This window comes from Robiginitalea insularis (assembly GCF_052497835.1).
Genome location: NZ_CP199296.1, coordinates 415352 through 437403 on the forward strand (window position 1 = coordinate 415352; position 22052 = coordinate 437403).

At 47.1% G+C, this 22052-nt stretch carries 19 protein-coding genes; 8 read left to right on the forward strand and 11 right to left on the reverse strand.

From position 1 onward, the window contains the following. Nucleotides 1–25 precede the first annotated feature (25 nt). Together ACT6NV_RS01860 and ACT6NV_RS01865 are read left to right on the forward strand one after the other, a co-directional pair. Entirely contained in the window at nucleotides 26–1120 is a 1095-nt protein-coding gene (locus ACT6NV_RS01860) for a Nif3-like dinuclear metal center hexameric protein (RefSeq protein ID WP_445385576.1), read from the forward strand. 2 nt (nucleotides 1121–1122) lie between these two features. Then, nucleotides 1123–1905, forward strand: coding sequence for a zinc ribbon domain-containing protein (locus tag ACT6NV_RS01865; RefSeq protein WP_445385577.1), 783 nt, complete (start codon nucleotides 1123–1125; stop codon nucleotides 1903–1905). Between the two features lie 50 nt (nucleotides 1906–1955). Here the strand turns inward: ACT6NV_RS01865 and ACT6NV_RS01870 are convergent, their stop codons facing one another. After that, entirely contained in the window at nucleotides 1956–3320 is a 1365-nt protein-coding gene (locus ACT6NV_RS01870; protein WP_445385578.1) for an FAD-dependent oxidoreductase, read from the reverse strand. A gap of 132 nt (nucleotides 3321–3452) precedes the next feature. Between ACT6NV_RS01870 and ACT6NV_RS01875 the strand changes: the two genes are divergently transcribed. The 3 genes from ACT6NV_RS01875 to ACT6NV_RS01885 are packed head-to-tail and all read left to right on the forward strand — an operon-like array spanning nucleotide 3453 to nucleotide 6480. Further along, nucleotides 3453–3590, forward strand: a complete 138-nt coding sequence (locus ACT6NV_RS01875) for a DUF2256 domain-containing protein (protein ID WP_445385579.1) — start codon at nucleotides 3453–3455, stop codon at nucleotides 3588–3590. A 49-nt stretch (nucleotides 3591–3639) separates the two neighbouring features. Next, the gene (locus ACT6NV_RS01880; RefSeq protein ID WP_445385580.1) at nucleotides 3640–4938 is read left to right on the forward strand and encodes a DASH family cryptochrome; all 1299 of its coding nucleotides are present in this window, start codon (nucleotides 3640–3642) and stop codon (nucleotides 4936–4938) included. Between the two features lie 9 nt (nucleotides 4939–4947). After that, on the forward strand, nucleotides 4948–6480 hold the full coding sequence (locus ACT6NV_RS01885) for a cryptochrome/photolyase family protein (RefSeq protein ID WP_445385581.1): 1533 nt from the start codon (nucleotides 4948–4950) through the stop codon (nucleotides 6478–6480). A gap of 157 nt (nucleotides 6481–6637) precedes the next feature. Here the strand turns inward: ACT6NV_RS01885 and ACT6NV_RS01890 are convergent, their stop codons facing one another. Then, nucleotides 6638–7186 (reverse strand): ClpP family protease, encoded by a 549-nt coding sequence (locus ACT6NV_RS01890; RefSeq protein WP_445385582.1) that lies wholly within the window; start codon nucleotides 7184–7186, stop codon nucleotides 6638–6640. A gap of 202 nt (nucleotides 7187–7388) precedes the next feature. On the opposite strand from ACT6NV_RS01890, the gene ACT6NV_RS01895 reads away from it, so the two are divergent. After that, entirely contained in the window at nucleotides 7389–8075 is a 687-nt protein-coding gene (locus ACT6NV_RS01895; protein WP_445385583.1) for a hypothetical protein, read from the forward strand. 10 nt (nucleotides 8076–8085) lie between these two features. Here the strand turns inward: ACT6NV_RS01895 and ACT6NV_RS01900 are convergent, their stop codons facing one another. From ACT6NV_RS01900 to ACT6NV_RS01910, 3 genes are all read right to left on the reverse strand, one after another. Further along, entirely contained in the window at nucleotides 8086–9231 is a 1146-nt protein-coding gene (locus tag ACT6NV_RS01900; protein WP_445385584.1) for an MFS transporter, read from the reverse strand. A gap of 40 nt (nucleotides 9232–9271) precedes the next feature. Further along, complete coding sequence (gene kynU / locus ACT6NV_RS01905) at nucleotides 9272–10552, reverse strand: kynureninase (protein ID WP_445385585.1); 1281 nt, start codon at nucleotides 10550–10552, stop codon at nucleotides 9272–9274. Nucleotides 10553–10622: 70 nt separating this feature from the next. Continuing rightward, complete coding sequence (locus ACT6NV_RS01910; RefSeq protein ID WP_445385586.1) at nucleotides 10623–11084, reverse strand: GNAT family N-acetyltransferase; 462 nt, start codon at nucleotides 11082–11084, stop codon at nucleotides 10623–10625. A gap of 63 nt (nucleotides 11085–11147) precedes the next feature. Here ACT6NV_RS01910 and ACT6NV_RS01915 point away from each other — a divergent pair, with 63 nt between their 5' ends. Further along, complete coding sequence (locus tag ACT6NV_RS01915; protein WP_445385587.1) at nucleotides 11148–11789, forward strand: O-methyltransferase; 642 nt, start codon at nucleotides 11148–11150, stop codon at nucleotides 11787–11789. Here ACT6NV_RS01915 and ACT6NV_RS01920 read toward each other — a convergent pair. From ACT6NV_RS01920 to ACT6NV_RS01945, 6 genes are all read right to left on the reverse strand, one after another. Beyond that, on the reverse strand, nucleotides 11767–12327 hold the full coding sequence (locus ACT6NV_RS01920; RefSeq protein WP_445385588.1) for a phosphatase PAP2 family protein: 561 nt from the start codon (nucleotides 12325–12327) through the stop codon (nucleotides 11767–11769). The genes ACT6NV_RS01915 and ACT6NV_RS01920 overlap by 23 nt on opposite strands. Nucleotides 12328–12332: 5 nt before the next feature. After that, entirely contained in the window at nucleotides 12333–12605 is a 273-nt protein-coding gene (locus tag ACT6NV_RS01925) for a Sec-independent protein translocase subunit TatA/TatB (RefSeq protein WP_445383820.1), read from the reverse strand. 86 nt (nucleotides 12606–12691) lie between these two features. Then, complete coding sequence (locus ACT6NV_RS01930) at nucleotides 12692–14998, reverse strand: M1 family metallopeptidase (protein ID WP_445385589.1); 2307 nt, start codon at nucleotides 14996–14998, stop codon at nucleotides 12692–12694. Between the two features lie 62 nt (nucleotides 14999–15060). Next, nucleotides 15061–15570 (reverse strand): DUF6702 family protein, encoded by a 510-nt coding sequence (locus ACT6NV_RS01935; RefSeq protein WP_445385590.1) that lies wholly within the window; start codon nucleotides 15568–15570, stop codon nucleotides 15061–15063. A gap of 72 nt (nucleotides 15571–15642) precedes the next feature. Beyond that, a complete protein-coding gene (locus ACT6NV_RS01940) occupies nucleotides 15643–16461 on the reverse strand; it encodes a hypothetical protein (protein ID WP_445385591.1) in 819 nt (272 codons plus the stop codon). Then, nucleotides 16430–17170: a hypothetical protein gene (locus tag ACT6NV_RS01945; protein ID WP_445385592.1), complete on the reverse strand. Its 741-nt coding sequence runs from the start codon at nucleotides 17168–17170 to the stop codon at nucleotides 16430–16432. Before ACT6NV_RS01945 ends, ACT6NV_RS01940 begins: the two co-directional genes overlap by 32 nt. 341 nt (nucleotides 17171–17511) lie before the next feature. On the opposite strand from ACT6NV_RS01945, the gene ACT6NV_RS01950 reads away from it, so the two are divergent. Further along, nucleotides 17512–22050, forward strand: coding sequence for a beta strand repeat-containing protein (locus tag ACT6NV_RS01950; protein WP_445385593.1), 4539 nt, complete (start codon nucleotides 17512–17514; stop codon nucleotides 22048–22050). Nucleotides 22051–22052: the final 2 nt, after the last annotated feature.

Genomic DNA, 22052 nt, shown 5'->3' on the forward strand with positions numbered 1-22052 from the left:
TGAGAGGCTTGAAAATACAGACAGGATGACTATTAAAGACGTAACCAATCAGCTGGAAGAACTCGCACCATTGTCTTATGCTGAGGATTTTGACAATGTTGGCCTGCTGGTGGGTCAGTATAACAAAGAAGTAACAGGTATACTGGTTACCCTGGATACCCTGGAAGCAGTTGTTGACGAAGCTGTGCAGAAACAATGCAACCTGATTGTGAGTTTTCATCCGATCATTTTCAGGGGCCTTAAAAAACTCAGGGGAGACACCTATGTTGAACGGGTTATACTGAAAGCCATTAAAAACAATATTGCCATTTACAGTATGCATACGGCCCTGGATAATGTCAGGGAAGGCGTTAACGGCAAGATCTGCGAGGTCCTCGGCCTGAAAAACAAAAGCATCCTCATTCCCAAAAAAGGAGTGATTCGAAAGCTGGTTACCTATGTGCCGGAATCCCACACCGATTCGCTGCTGGAAGCATTGTTTGATGCCGGGGCCGGGAATATCGGCAATTACTCCAATTGCAGTTTCCGGTCTGCAGGGCAGGGTAGTTTTACCCCCGGGCCTTCTGCCCGCCCCGCCGTGGGTAAACCCGGTATTCCGCAACTGGAAAATGAAATCAGGCTGGACCTCACCTTTTCATCTGATCGTCAAAATGAAGTTTTACAGGCCTTATTCAGCCATCACCCCTATGAGGAGGTAGCCTATGAGCTATATACCCTTAACAACGCCCACCAACTCCTGGGGATGGGAATGCTGGGTGAGCTTGAAAAACCCCTTGAAACAGCGAAATTTCTGGAACTGCTTAAAAAACGGATGAATGTTTCTGTCATACGGCATTCAAAATTACTTTCTGAGACGGTCCGGAAAGTAGCCGTTCTGGGTGGCAGCGGAGCCTTTGCCATCGGGCCCGCCCTGGCGGCCGGGGCAGATATACTGGTCACCTCAGACCTGAAGTATCACGACTTCTTCACCGCTGAAGGAAAAATAGTGCTGGCCGATATCGGGCACTATGAAACTGAGCAGTTTACAAAAAACCTTTTGGTTGATTATCTTAGGAAAAAAATTCCTAATTTTGCCATCTCTTTATCCGAGACGAAAACGAATCCCATCAATTATTTTTAGATATGGCATCAAAGACAGAAGCTACAGTAGAAGAAAAATTAAGGGCCCTGTACGACCTGCAGTTAATTGACTCCCGTGTGGATGAAATCCGCAACGTTCGCGGGGAACTGCCACTGGAAGTCCAGGATCTTGAAGATGAAGTACTGGGACTTAAAACCCGCGTAGACAAGCTCAAGACGGATGTCGAAACCATTAACTACGAGATTACGGCCAAAAAGAATATGATCGAAGATGCGAAAGCTTTGATCAAGAAATACAGCGAGCAGCAAAAAAATGTCCGTAACAGCCGGGAGTTTAACTCACTTTCCAAAGAAGTTGAATTCCAGGAACTGGAAATACAGCTGGCAGAAAAGCACATCAAGGAATTCAAGGCCCAGATAGAACAGAAAAAAGAGGTTATTTCTGAAACCAAGGAGAAGCTCAGCGAAAGGGAAACGCACCTGAAGCACAAGAAAAGTGAACTGGATGCGATTCTGGCAGAAACCGAAAAAGAGGAAAAAGCCCTTTTGAAGAAATCCGAGGAATACGAAAAGCAAATTGAAGAACGACTGGTGAACGCCTATAAACGCATTCGCCACAATGTTAAAAACGGACTGGCGGTAGTTCCGATTGAGCGGGGAGCCTCAGGAGGTTCTTTCTTTACTATCCCCCCTCAGGTTCAGGTGGAAATTGCCTCGCGCAAAAAGATCATTACCGATGAGCACAGCGGCAGGATTTTGGTAGATCCTGTACTGGCGGAAGAAGAACAAGGAAAAATGCAGCAATTGTTTGAGAAGATCAAATAATAACTGACCTTTTTAAAACATTAAAAACCACCTCAGCAGAGGTGGTTTTTTTATGGGGTCTTAACCGGGTTTTCCAAAAGTAAGTCCAGGATACGCTGGGTGACTTCCTCAGAATCCCAACGTTCCTCCAGATCCGGCATTTTCATGATTTCTTTCATAATCCGCTCTTGCTGGTCTCCTAATTCCAGGGCCTCTGTATAAGGCCGATCGGAAAAAGTAACCCTGGAATAGGCAGGGACCCATTTGTCCGGGTAAAGCGCGGCAAAATGCTTTTCTATCTTTTTTTGCAATAAGAATTCCGGGTTGGCGGTTTTACTGCTCATTTCTACGAAATTCCGGTAACTCAATTCGGCGATGGCATCAGCATTGGGTTTTCGTCTTTCCTGATACTCTGAAAAAATCTGTTCCCAATCATCGCCATGGGTTTGCATAAGATCATTCAGTTCCGAAATATCCTCAAAACCCGCATTCATGCCCTGTCCGAAAAAGGGTACCACCGCGTGGGCCGAATCGCCCACCAGGGCAACTTTGTCCCAATAGGTCCAGGGATAGCATTTTATCGTGACCAGGGCCGAAGTGGGGTTCTTGAAAAAATCCTCAGTCAGGTTCTCAATATCCTGCATGACATTCGGAAAATGAGTAGCGAAAAACTTTCTGGCATCAGGCTTGGTCCGGATGCTCTCGAAGGATTCCCTGCCTTCAAATGGCAGGAAGAGCGTACAGGTAAAACTGCCGTCCAGGTTGGGCATGGCTATAAACATAAAGGCTCCCCTGGGCCAGATATGGAAAGAATGCTTGTCCAGCTTGTGGGTCCCATCCGGGTTTGGCGGAATGGTCAGTTCTTTATAACCTAAATCAATAAACTCCTGTGAGTAATTAAAACGGCTTCGTCGCTGCATCTTATGGCGCACCCTGGAAAAGGCCCCGTCGCATCCGAAAACATGATCAAACTGATAGGCTGTCCATTCGCTTTTCTCCGTCTCTCCGGTATAAATTTGCGCGGTTGGCAGGTCAATATCCCAGACCTTTTCTTCGAATCGGAATACTACTCCGGCCTCCTCGGCCAGGTCTATCATTTTGCGGTTGAGTACCCCCCTTGAAATAGACCAGATGGCTTCACCTTGTTTCCCGTATTTCTGGTAATATAAGGGGGTGTCCTTAACGTGCAGGGCACGCTGGTATAAGGGGATGGCGATTTCCCTGATCGCCTTTTCAATCCCCGCTCCCCTAAGTGCCTTCCAGCCACGATTACTCATGGCCAGATTGATGGAGCGTCCTGAAAATACCACATTGCGTATGTCCGGCCTGCGATCAAAAACCGTTACCTGATGGCCTGCCTTTTTGAGATATATGGCAAGCAGGGATCCCACCAGTCCCGAACCGACTATTGCAATGTTCTTTGAACTTTGTTTCATATTAGGGCTAGCCATAAAATCTTAAAGGTACTAAAACTTGAATGTTCTTGATACCCTAAAAGCATTGATCCCTTCATTTAGGGAATCCCTAACAGTTTTTTGTTTAATTATTATTTATTTTTGATAAACAATATGCATATAAAAAGCCATTTGCCTGAAAAGATTTGTCCGGTCTGCAGCCGTCCCTTCAGCTGGCGGAAAAAATGGGCGAAAGACTGGGAAAACGTCAAATATTGCAGTAAACGCTGCAGGAATTCCAAAAATGATTAAAGATCCATAAGCGGCTTGCCTGCTGGTGGGCACGATTCGATTTAGTTTTATGAAGACAGCTCTTTATTGGTTTCGAAATGATTTGAGAATTCTGGATAATACAGGCCTATGCCAGGCAGGCTCGGCAGATCGTTGCCTGGCCGTATACTGTTTTGATCCACGCCAATTTTCAAAAACAGCTTTCGGCTTTCCGAAAACCGGAAAATTCAGGGCTAAATTCCTTTTGGAAACCGTTGCAGAACTTAAGACCGCTTTAAAAGAGTATAATATAAGCTTGCTGGTTTACTGGGGGAAGCCAGAAGAAATAATACCTGAAATCTGCAAGGAACAGCAGGTTACCCATATTTTCAGCCAGACTGAATGGACAACGGAAGAAGTAGCTGTTTACAAGGGGGTGGAAGCCGCCCTTCCCGGGGGGATAGAAATGATAACATCTTTCGAGCAATTCCTTTTTCACCCGGATGACATTCCCTACCCTTCTTACTCAAAGATTCCGGAGGTATTTACCCAGTTTCGAAAAGCATGCGAAAAACAGGCCTCTGTCCGGACACTCGCACAACCCCTGGCTCCCAAATCCATTGAAAACCTCATCGATTTGGATACAGGCCTGCCCAGTCCTGAACAACTCGGCTTTGAACCCTTTGAACCCGACCCACGGTCTGCTTTTCCCTTCCGAGGTGGAGAAAAGGCTGCCAAAGAGCGTTTAAACCATTATTTCTGGGAAAGTAAAAAGTTGAGCTTCTATAAAAAAACTCGTAATGGCCTGCTAGGAACAGATTACAGCTCAAAATTCTCCCCCTGGCTGGCCAATGGTTCAATTTCCGCGCGAACCATCTATTGGGAAGTGAAAAAGTATGAGCGGGAAATAAAGAAAAACCAGGATACCTACTGGCTGATCTTTGAACTCATCTGGAGAGATTATTTTAAATATATTTCCCTGAAACACGGTTCTAAGATCTTCTTTGTCGGGGGCATAAAAAACCGCGACTACCCCTGGGGGCAGGCCAGCGAGCTGCTGCAAAGATGGACGGAGGGCCGTACCGACTGCGATTTTGTAAACGCCAATATGCTGGAACTGGCCCATACGGGCTGGATGAGTAACCGCGGACGGCAGAATGTAGCCAGCTACTGGGCCAAGGAATGGGAACAGGACTGGCGCATCGGGGCATCCTATTTTGAAAGTTTATTGCTGGACTACGATGTGCACAGCAACTGGGGAAACTGGATGTATAATTCGGGGGTTGGAAATGATCCCAGAGATCGAAAATTCAATACTTCCTTGCAGGCTGATCGCTATGACCCCTCCGGGAAATTCAGACGAACCTGGCTGCAGGATACCTTATTTTAAAATTTGCAAATGAAAACACTTCGCCTAATCCTCGGTGACCAGCTCAACACAAAGCACAGCTGGTTTCAATCAGCAGATGAAGAAGTGGTGTACCTGATGGCCGAAATGCGGCAGGAAACGGATTATGTAACCCACCATATTCAAAAAGTGGTTGCCTTTTTCAAAGCTATGCGGATGTTCGCACAATCCCTTGAAGAGCAGGGCCATAAAGTACACTATATTAAAATTTCAGATAAGGAGTCTTCAGAAAATTTGAATATCCTGATTAAAAAGGTAATTGCGGAACTACAGGCAGAACGCTTTGAATATCTGCTCCCTGACGAATATCGCCTGGACGAGCAGCTGAAAGAACTCGTAAAAGAGCTTGAAATACCTGCAGAAGCTTGTGATACTGAACATTTCTACACCTCAAGGGAGGAGCTGAGCTTATTTTTTGAAGGCAAGAAACAACTCCTGATGGAATCTTTTTATCGCATGATGCGCAAAAAGCATCAGGTGCTGATGCAAGGGGAACAGCCCCTGGGAGGGCAGTGGAATTTCGACCAGCAAAACCGCAAGAAATGGAAGGGGGAACCGGCTATCCCAGCTGAATTAAATTTTGATAAGGACGTAAGCGGGTTGGCCGGAGAAATTGCTGATGCGGGTGTCAAAACCATCGGGGAGCTGGAGCCGGAGCATTTTCCCTGGCCGGTTACCCGAGACGAATCGCTGTCGCTTCTCGATTATTTTTGCGAGCATTTGCTGGTGCATTTCGGTGACTTCCAGGATGCACTGCACACCGAACAAAAGTATCTGTTTCATTCCCGTCTCTCCTTTGCGATGAACAGCAAGCTTATTTCTCCCCGGGAAGTGGTGGAAGGTGTTGAATCCTACTACCTTGAAAACAGGGAGGCCATAGATATCTCACAAGTGGAAGGTTTTATCCGCCAAATCCTGGGATGGCGCGAATATATGCGCGGCATTTACTGGAAGGAAATGCCCGAATACGAAACGTTTAACAAACTGGAAAACAAGAATCCGCTGCCCGACTTTTTCTGGACTGGTAAGACTAAGATGAATTGCCTGAAGCACGCCATTTCCCAAAGCCTGGAGACGGCTTATGCCCACCATATTCAACGCCTGATGATCACGGGGAATTTTGCCTTACTCGCACAGGTAGCCCCGGAAGAAGTAGATAAGTGGTATCTGGGTATCTATATAGACGCCATCCAATGGGTTGAACTTCCCAATACGCGAGGGATGAGCCAGTTTGCGGACGGAGGTATAGTTGCGACAAAACCCTATGTGAGCAGCGCGAACTACATTGATAAAATGGGTAATTATTGCAGTAGCTGCCACTACAGCAAAACCGTCAAAACCGGCGAAAAGGCCTGCCCCTTCAATGCGCTTTACTGGAATTTCCTGGATGACAAGAAACCGTATTTAAAAGACAACCCCAGGATGGGGATGATGTACAGCCTGCTAGAAAAGAAATCGGCTGAAGAGCTCAGTGAATTAAAAGAACGGGCTGCGGCCATTATTGCTAATCCCGACCGTTTCTGAACCATTTAAGCTTTTGATATGCTGAGAGAAGATCCGAAAAAGCAGCCTTTACGTAAATAAAGTATACGTATTTCCCGCTTCGGCGTCTATATATATCAAAAGACCTTCTTCTGCCACGGCAGAGAAGGTCTTTTCTCTTGATTTGTTTTCTAATATCCTACTCCAGGATGCCGTCCACAATTCCGTATTCAACAGATTCTGCAGCGTCCATCCAATAATCCCTGTTAAAATCCTTCATGATCTTTTCATAGGGCTGGCCACAATTTTCGGCAAGGATCTTTGCTCCTATCTCGCGGGTTTTAAGGATCTCCTTTGCCTGAATCTCTATGTTGGAAGCCTGCCCCCTGGCTCCACCGCTGGGCTGGTGAATCATGACCCGGGCATGCGGTTGTATAAATCTGCGCCCCTTTTTTCCAACGGATAGCAGGATAGAACCCATGGATGCAGCCAGGCCTGTACAAACCGTGGAAACCGGGCTTTTAAGGGCCTTTATGGTATCGTATATGGCAAATCCGGAAGTAACATAACCACCGGGGCTGTTTATCATCAATTGGATTTCTTTATGATTTTGCAGATCCAGGTACAGCAAACGGTCGATTACATGCTTGGCGGAATCATCGTCTACCGCTCCCCATAAAAACACCTTTCGTTCCTCCAGTAACCGACTGTCAATGGCTTCCTGTACTTTTCCTTTTTTTGCGCTCATGCTACGTTTTTGGTTAAAGGTCAAAAATAATCAAATTATAAGAATTTGCGTGCCAATAAAGTAAAGTTCTCCTCCTTTAAATTCCTTCCCGGGACCTCCCGTGGCAGCCTTATAAATTCTGCAAAAGGGCTGTTCCCCGGGCTCTGAAAAATCTGCTGCAGCGTATTTTAAAAGATGGTATCTTTGAAATAAAATAAAGATCATGCACCAACGTATACTCCAAATAGTTCTCTGCCTGTTAGCTGTAGTTGCCTGCAAGGATAACGCCAAAGAAACCGAACAACAGCAAATAGCAGAACCGCTTCAGGAACAACCACTTCTGGAAAAACTGGCCGGAGCCCATGGTTATGACAACTGGAAGGATATTTCAGAAATCCGTTTTACCTTCAATATTGATCGCGGCGATCAGCATTCGGAGCGCTCCTGGATCTGGAACGTAAAAAATAACCGCGTAAGCCTGATGATGGAAGGCGACACCCTCACCTATCTGCGTTCAGAGGTAGATTCTACTCTTATGGGGGCGGATGCCCGGTTTATCAATGACAAATACTGGTTGCTTGCGCCTTATCAGTGGGTCTGGGACCAGAAAAGTTTTGAATATACCATGGAATCCAAACAACCTGCTCCTATCTCCGGGGACAGTCTGGAAAAACTAACCGTGGTTTATACCGGCCCAGGGGGCTATACCCCCGGCGACGCTTATGATTTCTATCTGGACAAAGATTCACTGGTAAGGGAATGGGTTTTCAGGAGGGGTAATCAGGAGGAACCTTCTATGATAACCACCTGGGAAGGGTATGACGATTATAACGGCCTGAAAATTTCCAGTATGCACACTAATGCCGAAGGCTCTTTCAAACTTTATTTCACTGGGATTCAGGTAAATTAATGCCAGCAGATCAGTTCTTCCTGTGGAGAGTGTAAGTGGCCAAAAGGACCAGTACGGCACAGGCCAGAAGCACCCAAAAGCTGGTTTTCAGGCTGAAATTTTCCGCGAGATAGCCCAGAACAGGAGGAGCTGTAAGGAAACCCGAATAGCCCGCCCCTGCGATAAAGGCGATTCCCTGTGCAGAGTCTACCCCTTTTACCTTTCCGCCAATACGAAACAATTCGGGGATGATTACTGAAAATCCCAGGCCGATTAGCCCGAAACCTGCAATAACCGCATAAATAGCAGTAGAGAGTACCGCCAGATAGCCCAGTACGGCAATGGCGCTTCCCAGGGCCACAATTTTAACGGAACCTATTCGCGCACTGATGGCGTCCCCCATAAAACGTCCCAGGGTCATGGTTACGGAAAAGGCAAGGAAACCGCTACCGATCAGGAATTCGGGGGCATTCGCAATCTCCTGCAGGTATAAACCGGACCAGTCTACCACAGCGCCTTCACCCCCCATTACCATAAAGGAAACTATTCCGAGGATCAACAGAGGTCTGAACAATTTCAAACTGAATCCTTCTTTTTCCACAGGGGCAGCCTTTAGGTGGACATAATGATTCCTGAAGTACAAGTTAATCCCGAAAACCAGCACAATAACCCCAAGCATGTGCCAGGCCGGGTTCCCTATCAGCAGGATCAGAAAACTGCCCATCCCCGCAAGCACACCCCCCAGGCTGAAAAATCCATGGGCTGCGGACATGAAATGCTGCTGATCCTCCTTCTCTATTTCTGTAACCAGCGTATTCATGGAGATATCCGTAAATCCATTAGAAGCACCAAAAAAGAACAGTGCTATAATCAGGCTCAGGTAATTGGGAGCAATCAATGGAAAAAACGCAAAGAAACTGCTGCTGACCACTCCGTACCAGGTTGCCCTGCCCACTCCTAAATAGTTGATAATTCTGGTAGCCAGGGGGAAGATGGTAAAAACCCCGAGGGAGAGGAAAAAAATGGCAATACCCAGGCTGGCCTTGTCAATTTCCAGACGTTCTTTAACAGATGGAATGTAAATGGCCCAGGTACCGAACCAGATGTTCAGGCTGGCAAAGACCCAGGCCGGAGCAAAATAACGGGGGTTGGATAAAATGAGCCTCAGAGATTTCAACGGAATAGTCTGCTGTTATAGAGATACATCAGTTATTGGTTTATTGGGGTTTTGCAAGCGATTGTATGCCCTGCTTTAAAATCTGCCCGAAGCGGTACATATCTTCATAGGAACAATAAAAAGGGGCCGGAGCCAGGCGGATGACATTGGGTTCCCGCCAATCGGTAATCACTCCGTTTTGCATCAGATAATCGAACAGGGGCCTACCCTGCCCATGCAGGAAAACCGAGAGCTGGCACCCTCTGGATGCCGGAGTGATGATCTCAAAACGGCTATTTACTTCCGCATCAATTTCATGAAGGATAAATTCCAGGTAGGCGGTGATCTGCTTACGTTTCGCAATAAGGGCTTCCATTCCCACGGCTTCGAAAAGCTTTAAAGAAGCCAGGAAAGGGGCCAGGGAAAGAATTGGCGGATTACTGAGTTGCCAGGCATCCGCGGTTTCCATAGGGTCGAATTGGGGGTTCATCATAAAACGGCTTTCCTTCTTATTTCCCCACCAGCCCTCAAATCTCTGGATATCATTTTTACCCAGGTGTTTTTTATGAATAAAAACCCCCGAAGCATTGCCGGGGCCGCTGTTTAAATATTTATAACTGCACCAGGAAGCAAAATCTACCTCCCAGTCATGCAAAGAAAGCCTGACATTCCCGGCCGCATGGGCCAGGTCCCAGCCCACCATGCAGCCATTTTCCTTACCAACGCGGGTGATGGTCTGCATATCGAGCACCTGCCCGTTGTAGTAATTAACCCCGCCCATCAATACCAGGGCAATTTCATCTGAATGAGCTTCTATGGCATCTGTAAAATCATCTGTGGTCCAATGGTGTTGCCCGGGCTTTTTGACCACCTCAATAAGGGCGTCATCAGGATCGTATCCGTGAAATTCCAATTGGCTTTTGAGCATATACTGATCCGAGGGAAATGCCTTCTCCTCACAGAGGATTTTGTACCGTTTTCCCTCAGGCCGGTAAAAGGAAACCATGAGCAGATGCAGGTTTACTGTAAGCGTATTCATAACGGTTACCTCTTCTGCAGAGGCTCCTACAATCTCAGAAAGCGGGCCTGCCAGCAATTCGTGGTATTCCCACCAGGGTTTCTCGGCATAAAAATGGCCCTCTACAGCCAGTTCTTTCCAATCCTGCATGACCTCATTGACATACTGTGAGGCACTTTTGGGTTGTAACCCCAGCGAATTACCTGTAAAATAAATTACTTCTTTGCCATTAACTTTTGGGAAAAAGAATGATTCGCGGTGATCGCGCAAGGGGTCAGCCGCATCCAGACTACGGGCATATTCAAGGGTATTTTCAAAATTCATAGAGCCATTTTGTGTAAAAATACAACGAAGCGTTCAATATGTGGTTCTGATCCATAAAAAGACCCCTGCCCTACTCTTCCCGATAACGCATCTCTATCAGGTGCCGGGAAAAGCCAACTTTTTGGTAGGCCCGGATGGCGGGCAGGTTGTTTTCATAAACGGTGAGACGGAATTCCTTTAAACCATGCTCCCGGGCCCATTTCTTTAAATCGGAAATCAACAGGCCGTTAATCCCTTTACCGCGTTGTTCGGGCACCGTGTACATAAATCCTAAATAAGCATAGAATTCGTGATCCAGATAGTGCCTGGGGGTTTTTTTCTGTACATATCCAGTACTGACAAGCTTTTGGTTCGCTTCCGCAACCAGGAAATAACAATCCGGGTCTGCTATCAGGGCAGGCAGGTCGTAATAGTGGACCGGATCCTGGCGAATGGTAGGGTCATAAGGACGCTCATCCCGGATTATTCCCTGTTCCATTTCACGTAAGGCGGGCAGATCGGAAAGCGTTGCCGGGCGGATTTTTATCTTCATAACAGACGGTCTTACTAAAACTAAGGTAGCAAGGATTTCAGTAATTTTGCAAAAACAAACAGCATGCATTTTCTCTCTCCCGATCTGGAACAGTATATAGAAGCGCATAGCGAAGCGGAACCAGCTCTTTTAGCTGCCCTGAGCCGCGAAACCCACCTTAAGGTCCTGCGCCCAAGGATGATTACCGGACATTATCAGGGAAGGGTGCTAAGCCTGCTCTCCCGCCTGGTGCATCCCTTGCATATCCTCGAAATTGGGACCTACACAGGCTATTCTGCCCTTTGCCTTGCCGAAGGACTGCAAAGCGGTGGCAGCCTTCATACCATTGACGTTAACCCGGAACTGCGGGCTATACAACAGAAGTATTTTCAAAAAAGTGACTACGCCGATCAGATTACCAGCCATCTTGGGGAAGCCCTGGATGTTATTCCGGGCCTTAAGCAAACTTTTGACCTGGCCTTTATCGATGCCGACAAGGCCGAGTACCCGGACTATTTTGAAGCCGTTTACCCTAAAATGAACAAAGGGGGGATGATTTTACTGGATAATGTATTATGGTCCGGAAAAGTTGTGGAGCCGCTGGATGTAAAAGACAAACCCACCCATATACTGCTGTCATTGAATAAGAAATTACAACAAGACCCCAGGGTGCGAACGGTAGTATTACCTGTTCGGGATGGTCTTACTGTATGTACAGTGCTCTGAGGCGGGCGAACCCCTTATAGAACAAAATGGACAGGAGTATTCCCACCAGCGCCCCGACCAGGATATCCAGCGGGTAATGTACCCCTACGTAAATCCGGCTGAAGGCAAACAGTAAAGGCCATAAAAAAAACAGGAAGGCCCATTTAAACTTAGGCCTCAGGAACAGAAACACCAGCGTGGTGAGCGAGAATGAAGAAGAAGCATGGCCTGAGAAAAAACTGAAACTCACAGGATTGCGAAGTATTCGTATCAGGGTATTGACCTGCTGATCATTATTGGGCCTCAGTCGGGCTACCATTTCCTTTGTAAAATCAGTGAACCAGAGCACAAAAAGCAACAGCAATACCGAGGTAATTACCATGGCCAGCCCCTCCCGGATTGGATATTTCAAAAGCAGCAATGCAAAAAATAAAAGGAATAAAGGAATCCAGGTTGTGATATCGGTAACGGCGGTCCAGAAACCGTCATACTTTTCTATACCCAGGCTGTTGAGATAGATAAACGCCTCCCGGTCCCAATGAAGCAAGCGTTCCAGCATAACAACTATTTACGGCGAATGGTACCCCCTACGTCGTCCAGGTTCTTTTTGACTTCCTTCAGATCTTTCTCAATATCTTCTGTAAAGGAGGTATCGATACCCTGCTTCTCAGCGCTTTTGTGTATTTCCCGTTTGATGTCTTCGGTGGCGTCTTTGAGTTGCCGCATCCCCTTGCCCAGGCCTTTGGCTATACCCGGGATCTTATCCGCACCAAACACCATCACCACTATAAAGAGGATAAAAAATATTTCCGCCCCGCTGATAAACAAAAACATCATACTCATGGCACAAATATACATAAGAATCTATCGCCAAATAAAAAGTCCCGAAGGAGCTTCGGGACTTTTTTTTACTTAAGTTGGCTTTATTTGCCCTTTATGTTCTCCTTAAACTGATCAAATTCTGAAGGCTGATCTTTCTTCGGCCAGCTGTTGTTGGTAGTATCGATATCGGCAGTTTCAGCTTTCGGATCTACCACGATCCCTACCAGTTCCTTCTGGGAAGAAATCACACGGCTTACCTCATCATCGTTCTTCCTCCAAATTTCAGGAGGATAAGTTACTTGCTCGGTAGTGCCATCTGCATAGGTGTATTCAACAATCAGCGGCATAGGGATGCCACCCGGCTTATCGAAAGTAACCTGATAGAAATACTTGGGTTCCTGCACCTGTGCGCGCTCCTGCTCGGTCATATTATCCATCATAAAGGCCTTGAGTGGCTGAGATATTTCTGTAGGTGATTTCCCCTTCAGTTCGGGATCGAAATCCTCGCTATCCTCTTCTGCCAAATATACCAGCGGAGGCAGTTGATCCTCAGTGATATTATTTGCAGCCATGTACTCCCGCATTTCTGCGGTTGGCTTGTCTGAAACGTAATACTTCTTAACGCCCTTAACCCCAATATCCACATAGTCGGTTGTATAGAACCAGGACCTCCAGAACCAATCCAGATCTACAGCAGAAGCGTCTTCCATGGTGCGGAAGAAATCCTCGGGGGTAGGGTGCTTAAATTTCCAGCGCTGAGCATAGGTCTTAAAGGCGTGGTCGAACAACTCCCGACCCATGACGGTTTCCCTGAGGATATTCAATGCCGTTGCCGGTTTGGCATAGGCATTAGGCCCCAGCTGATAAACGTTTTCGGGGTTGGACATGATCGGTGAGATGGTCGATTGATCTCCTGCCATGTAGGGAACTATTTTGGAAGGATCTCCCCTTCTGGAAGGGTATTTCTCGTCCGGGCTGATAGCTTCCGGGAAGGTTTCCCCGAATTCCTGCTCAGCCAGGTACTGCATAAAGGTATCCAAACCTTCATCCATCCATCCCCACTGACGCTCGTCCGAATTGACGATCATAGGGAAGAAATTATGACCTACTTCGTGGATAATTACAGAGATCATCCCATATTTAACCCGGTCCGAATAGGTTCCGTCTTCATTGGGGCGGCCATAGTTCCAGCATATCATCGGGTATTCCATCCCCTGGTTTTTAGCGTGTACGGAGATGGCCTTGTGGTAAGGGTAATCAAAAGTGTGGGATGAGTAGGTTTTCAAAGTGCTGGCAACGGCCTTGGTGGAATACTCCTCCCAAAGCGGGTTTCCTTCCTTGGGGTAAAGGGAAACAGCCATAACGTCTTTTCCGCCAATCTTAACCGCCTGCATATCCCAGATAAACTTCCTGGAAGTTGCAAAACCGTAATCGCGTACATTTTCCGCCCGGAACTTCCAGGTCTTGGTCTTCTCCGAAAATCCTTTCTCGGCTGCCTCGGCCTCCTCCTGGGTTACGATGATCACTGGCTTGTCATAAGACTTCTTCGCCTGCTCGTAACGCTTCATCATTTCCTTTGAAAAAACTTCCTTGCGGTTCTGCAACACTCCGGTGGCATCCAGCACGTGATCGGCAGGTACTGTGATGTTCACGTCGTAATTCCCGAAGGGCAGGGCAAATTCCCCACTGCCCCAGAACTGGTGGTTTTGCCAGCCTTCAACGTCGCTGTAAACAGCCATTCTCGGAAAGAACTGTGCAATCACATAGGCCCTGTTCCCGTCTTTTGGAAAGTACTCGAAACCGGAACGTGCCCGGTTTACGGTATGATCCGGGATATTGTACCACCATTTGATAGAAAAGGAAATCGAAGACCCGCTCTTCAGGGGTTCTGCGATATTCACGCGCATCATGGTCTGATTGATGGTGTAAGGGATCGGCTTCCCGGAAGCATCTCTTACATACTCAATATTGAAACCGCCATCAAAAGGTTCTGTCATGTATTCGCCCGTAAAACTTCCTGTACGGTAGGCTAAGGGAACTCCTCCGCCATTCCTCAAAGGAGATTTGGAGTCTTTGGCCCTTACATTCTGGTCCAGCTGGACCCAGAGGTATTCCAGGTCGTCCGGGGAATTATTGTAATAGGTAATGGTTTCCTCTCCATAGATACGCGCATTGCGGTCATCCAGAGTGATGTCCATTTTATAATCTGCCTGCTGTTGGTAGTAATCCGGTCCGGGGGTTCCGGAGGCCGAACGATAGGTGTTGGGGGTGGCAAATTCCTGATATAATTGCCGGAACTTGCTCTGGTTGGTATGCCCGGGCTCTTTTTTGGTCTCGGTTTCCTGCGCAAAAACAAGGGCGGAAGAAACAAAAAAGAGTGCGGCAAAAACGTACTTTATCTTCATCATTATAATTTGGTTTTTAAGGTGGCCTAAAATATAAATTTCAGCTGGTTTTCAGGGTTTCCTGCTTAGAAGTTTAACATTCCTTTATTATTCCCGCGGATCAGGACTACACTTTTCTTGCTTCCCAGGATGTTGAAGTGTACCAGATTCTTTTGTTCCTCGAAAAGGTCGGTCAAAACCTCATTTTCAATCCCCACCGATTCCAGGGCCGTTTTTTCAATCCCGCTTACTTCCATATAGCAAATCAGCAGGTCATTTTCGTATCGGGTACCCAGGAACTTGTAATCTTTTACTTTTCCATTTACCGTAAGCTTGAATTTAGCCTTAAAGTACTTTTCAATGTAGTCGTTTGCCTGGGCGGATTCATTTGGAGTTGCCAGGCGGGCCCTGAAATCGTATCGCTCTAAGAGCACCGCTTCCATATCGTCTATGAATACCCGACTGATCATTTGGATAGCCTGGTCTTTTTCTGAGTAATCTACATTGGTAACGCTTACATAAAACTTGTGCAGGCCGCTCAAGACGGAAACTGCCACCAGCAGCGCAAAAAATCCACTTTTTAGGGTTGTTATCATCACGTATCTTTTTCAGTCTTTAAGTTAACAAAAGCTATGCCAGGACTCTTATCATTTCTTTTTCCCCCTACCTCAATCCAGGGCATTGAATTTTCGATAATCCTGGCTTTTCCGTCGGAAAAATGCCCACAGTTTTAGCTGATCGCCATTATCAGTCAGGGTTTCAAAAGCGGGATCCACCTCGCAAAAATATTTGAAATCTTCCAGGCGGTCATCGGGAATTACCAGCTGTTTTAATAAGAGGCTGTCCGGATAGAGCAGCCAGGTACGCCTGGCTTTTTCATAAGACCTGTCGCGAGCCAGCCTTTTTTTAAGCATTTTGGTCCTCCCGCTGATGCCATTGATTATCGGATTTAATGGGATAAGGCCACTTCCGGTGGTCGCTTCAAACAATTTTCGTTCGGTTTGAGTCTTCACCTTTACATAGGCATTCGGCAATCCCAGGGATATTGAAGAAACAGTCTCCTCCACAGGCAGGTTCTCAAGGTCTTTATCCAAATCCCCACTGAGATTATAAGGCCTCAGGACTACTTCATCCAGTTCATTTACAAAGGGTTCCACAGGCACAAGCAATAAACCTGCCTCGAGATGTTCCTGCCTAATAATCAGCATTTTCCGCTTATATTGAACGGCAGAGAAGAGTAAGGTATCCAAAAGGCTTGCGTCAATAGAGAAATAACCGCCGGCATTTGAGATGGTGGCATCCCCGGAGGTAAGATTGATAATGTGCATATCGGGAATCCCTTCCTCCTGCTCTGTGACCCGTCCTGAGAGTTGTCTGGCGGGCAGAGGGGATTCCTGTGCGTATACCTTTCCCTGGAGGCTTAGTGTAAACAGAAGCAGGATGCAGAGAGCAGATCTAATCCTGAAGGCTGTTGCGGAAGGACTCACTGTTACTTACAAGGAAATCTATAAGTTGGAATTCGTTCTCTTTGCGGAGCAAGGTTCTGGGTGGCAACTGCTTATCACAATAGACCAGGAAGGCATCAATCTGCTCCTGGGGAATACCCAAATCCTGAACAAAAAAGCTGTCATCGTATACCTGCCGCAGCACCTCACTTACCTTCAGAGGTTCCGGTGACTGGTTTTTATCGCCAGCAATTCCCTTCGCCAGCAACTTGAAGATGCTGACAAAATTCAGTCCGTACTGCATGCCCCTGACCGTTTGGTCTTCAGCAATATTGACCACTTCGGTGGTTTGGTCCGTTTCGTAGTCGTATTCTTTGAAATCTTCATTTTTGAGCTGTAAAAAGGCCTCCTGGTTTTCGGGACTTACCACCACCTCATCCAGCTCTGTCACCTTCTCATTGACCTCAACCACCAGGCGGTTATTTTTAATAATTTCCTCTGTAATGGTAATAATTTCAAGTTGAAAATTAAGGGCCATAAAAATCAACTCGTCCCCGGCCTTAACCTCAATGGCGTAGTGGCCATCATCATCGGTAATGGTAGCCGTTTCGGCAGTAGAATTAATCACATTCTCATTGGGAACACCCCCGCCCCTGTACAAGACCGTCCCCCTGAGCAGTTTGCGGGAATCCTGAGCGGAAAGCTGCAAACACACAAGCAGAAGGCCGGTTATCAAAACAAATTTCCTCATTAGTGTTCGGAATATTACAATACTATAAATTAAGAACATCCCGACCGAAAAAAAAATACCTGCCCCTTAAACTTATGTTAATCCTGAAATATACATGCCTGTGGTTATTGGGATTAGAACCGTTTCGCCTAATTGAGAAGGATTTAGGGCTGTAACCGGTGTGCCAGCAGGCCATTATACTGTTTTCAACCACAAAAGGCGCTAATTCACAACAAATACTGGGCACCTTGAGACCATAATCTTATTTTTGTTTACAATGGAAATTCTAAATTTCCGTTAGAAATCCGGTTACCAGCCGGAGGGGTCCCTGCCAGGACCCCAACCAAATCAAACTTTGCCGTATGAAACTTAAAAGCTGTTTAATTCTGTCCATGATCTTTTTGGGAACGCTGATGCAGGCCCAGGTAAAAATCGGGGACAACCCCCAGACCATTGACCCCGCCTCCCTGCTGGAGCTGGAAAGCCGGGATAAGGTGCTGGTCATCAGCCGGCTAACCACTGCCGAAATGAATGCGCTGGTCCCGCTGCCAGGAGCCTTTATTTACAATACGGACGAAGCCTGTATCCATTACTACGACGGCGTAGAATGGATCAATGTATGCGATGCCTTTCCGCTGATCTTTTCCACGGCCCCGGTAGTAAACCCGGATACCACCATGGTACTGACCCAAATAGGCGATACCCTGCATTTTGAAGTAGGGCAGATAACCGGAAACAACATAGTGGATTTCAGTATTAACGGGATCGATATACAGAATAACTCCATCAACATCGACAAACTTGCAGACAGCTCGGTGGGGACGGATGAACTCTCAGACAATGCAGTAACCGACGAAAAAATAGACCTGATTGATGTAACCCTGGCCGATTTTATCAATGATGCCGGATACCTGATCAGTGCAGATCTCGTAAGTACGGATGCCGGAAACGACATTGTACTGGGCACTGACAATGGGGTTTACTACGATGCAGAACCCCTGGAAACGGCTATCGCAGCGCTACAGACCCAGACGGCAACCATTAACCTGACCGATAACGGGGACGGCACCTACGATTTTACCGATCCGGATGGGAATGTACAGCAGATCAATACCAACAACCTGACCGTTACGGACCTGGTGACGGGAAATGTGATTGCCACGCTGAGCCTTGCTGACGGGACCAGCTTTACGATAAATGAAACCGTGACCAGCCTGACCGATAACGGGGATGGCTTTGTCACCTATACCACCGAGGCCGGAACTACTGAAACGGTTGCCAAGGCTGCCATTACAGACAACCTGGACGGCACCTATACCTTTACCCGAAACGACGGGGCAGATGTAACCATCACAACCAACGGCCTGACCATTACCGATACCGTTGCCGGAAACCTGATTGCCACCCTAACCCAGGCAGATGGAACGACGGCCACCATCAATGAAACCATTACAAGCCTGACGGATAATGCAGACGGTTTTGTGACCTTCACCAAGGAAGATGGAACTACTGAAACGGTTGCCAAGGCTGCCATTACAGACAACCTGGATGGCACCTATACCTTTACCCGAAACGACGGGGCAGATGTAACCATCACAACCAACGGCCTGACCATTACCGATACCGTTGCCGGAAACCTGATTGCCACCCTAACCCAGGCAGATGGAACGACGGCCACCATCAATGAAACCATTACAAGCCTGACAGATAATGCAGACGGTTTTGTGACCTTTACCAAGGAAGATGGAACTTCAGAGACCGTTGCCAAGGCTGCCATTACAGACAACCTGGACGGCACCTACACCTTTACCCGAAACGACGGGGCAGATGTAACCCTGGACCTGAATGCTCTGGCCCTTCCCTATGATAATTCCACCTCAGGTTTTACAGCCACCAATGTTCAGGACGCTATTGATGAAATTGCAGGGGGCAGCAGCGATAATCAAAACCTCATTACAGACGGTACACCCGGGAATATTGAAATCGAAAGAGGGAATATCGTTACAATTAATACGGATGACGCAGACCCGGATCCCACCAATGAACTAAATACAAGTTTCCAAATAACGAATGGAATTCTGGAAATTGTTGATAACGGTGGTTCCCTGCAGGAAAATCTAATCAGCATAGACCCAAATAACAACCTCATTGCCGGAACTGATGGGCGACTTTATCTCAATGTGGATGCAGCTGCCAGTGGGGAAACTATTACTACCTTAACCGATAATACCGATGGTACATTTACCTATGTCAATGAGAACGGCGTTCCCGTCAGTTTTGACTCCAGAAGATCAACAGTTGTAGATAATTTAGACGGAACGTTTACCATTACAGATGATTCAGGAACTGCTGTTACAATTAACTCCAATGAAACTACCACTACATTAACAGATAATACCGACGGTACTTTTACGTACATAAGCGAAGATGGTACGCCAACTACTTTTGACTCCAAAAGAACAACCATAGTTGACAATTTGGATGGTACGTTTACAATTACTGATGATTCGGGAAATATTGAGACGCTTACGGGAACAGATGACCAGCAGCTAGATGATCCCAACACTACCTTTAATGCCGGTACCAACGAACTCACCATCGCTCTTGAAGATGGCGGGACTGCCACAGCTGATTTGAGCGCTCTGAATAATCCAGGTACTGATGATCAAATCGCCTCAGAAGTAAACATTACGGATGCAGGGGGAAACTTCACTGCTACGGAAGTGGAAGGCGCCTTAGCCGAACTGGCAGCAATAAGTACTGATGATCAACAACTGGACGATCCCAATACAATCTTTAATGCCGGTACCAACCAGCTCACAATAGCGCTGGAAGATGGCGGGACGGCCACTGCCGATCTGAGCGCCCTGAATAATCCAGGTACAGATGATCAAATCGCCTCAGAAGTGAACATTACCGATGCAGGGGGAAACTTCACCGCTACCGAAGTAGAAGGAGCCTTAGCCGAACTGGCAGCTAACAGTACGGATGATCAACAACTGGACGACCCCAATACTACCTTTAATGTCGGTACCAACCAGCTCACCATCGCTTTGGAAGATGGCGGAACTGCAACTGCCGATCTGAGCGCCCTGAATAATCCCGGAACTGATGATCAGACCGCATCAGAGGTGAACATTACCGATGCAGGGGGAAACTTCACCGCTACCGAAGTAGAAGGAGCCTTAGCCGAACTATCAGCTAACAGTACGGATGATCAACAACTGGACGACCCCAATACTATCTTTAATGCCGGTACCAACCAACTCACAATTGCTCTTGAGGATGGCGGGACGGCAACTGCTGATTTGAGCGCACTGGATAATCCAGGTACGGATGATCAACAGCTAGATGATCCCAATACTCTCTTTAATGCTGGCACCAACCAGCTCACCATTGCCCTGGAAGACGGTGGGACGGCTACTGCTGATTTGAGTGTACTGAATAATCCGGGTACTGATGACCAACAGCTAGATGATCCTAATACTACATTTAATGCCGGTACCAACCAACTCACAATTGCTCTTGAGGATGGCGGGACGGCCACAGCTGATTTGAGCGCTCTGAATAATCCAGGTACCGATGATCAAATCGCCTCAGAAGTAAACATTACCGATGCAGGGGGAAACTTCACTGCTACACAAGTGGAAGGCGCCTTAGCTGAACTGGCAGCTGGCAGTACTGATGATCAACAATTGGATGATCCTAATACAATCTTTAATGCCGGTACCAACCAGCTCACCATTGCTCTGGAAGATGGAGGGACCGCTACAGCCGATTTAAGCGCCCTGAATAATCCCGGAACTGACGATCAGCAATTGGACGACCCCAACACTACCTTTAATGCCGGTACCAACCAGCTCACTATTGCTCTGGAAGATGGAGGGACGGCCACAGCTGATTTGAGCGCCCTGAATAATCCAGGGACTGATGATCAAATCGCCTCAGAAGTGAATATTACCGATGCAGGGGGAAACTTCACTGCCACCGAAGTAGAAGGAGCCTTAGCTGAACTGGCAGCTAACAGTACTGATGATCAACAATTAGACGATCCCAACACTACATTTAATGCCGGTACCAACCAGCTCACTATCGCCCTCGAGGATGGCGGGACGGCTACAGCTGATTTGAGTGCCCTGAATAATCCCGGTACCGATGATCAGACCGCAACCGAAGTGAACATTGTTGATGCCGGAGGAAACTTCACCGCTACTGAAGTAGAAGGAGCCTTAGCTGAACTAGCCGCTATTGCCGGCACCAATCTGGCCAATACGGATTTAACCCAGACTGCCACTACTTATCGTACCTATGATATAAATGGTGGCGATTTGGTTTTTGCAGGTGGCATTGACGAGAATTTTGGAATTGGATCTGTTTTTAGCTTGGTAAGCCCTCCCGCAGAGAAATTGGATGTTGACGGGAATGTAAGGGCTAGACTGCGTTTTGTTTCCGGTTTCGGATCCCAAAGTGATCCAAACTTTGGATTTACTCAGGAAACCACCCGAAATACCGGTATGTTTCGTTTGGGCGAAAATCGTATTGGCTTTGCTACGGGGAGTACCCTGGCAGTTTCTATTAATGATCGTTCCGCTGAAACGACCAATACTAATTCTACCTTGGAAATAAACGGATCTTTTGCCCCTACCCTGACGACTACTACAGGTGTTTTGACCTTGAGCGATGCACACCACACAATTGTGATCGCAAGTAGTTCACATACGATAACCCTTCCAGCCGCAGGAACAGCAAACAACAGGATGTACATTATTAAAAATCCAAATGGAGCGGCTACCAGCATAAGCTCCTATATTAATGAGACTGGAGCCTCTGACAGTCAAGTAGATGCCCAATCTGTCTTATGGTTACAATCCGACGGTACCAACTGGCAGCAAATCAACTAACC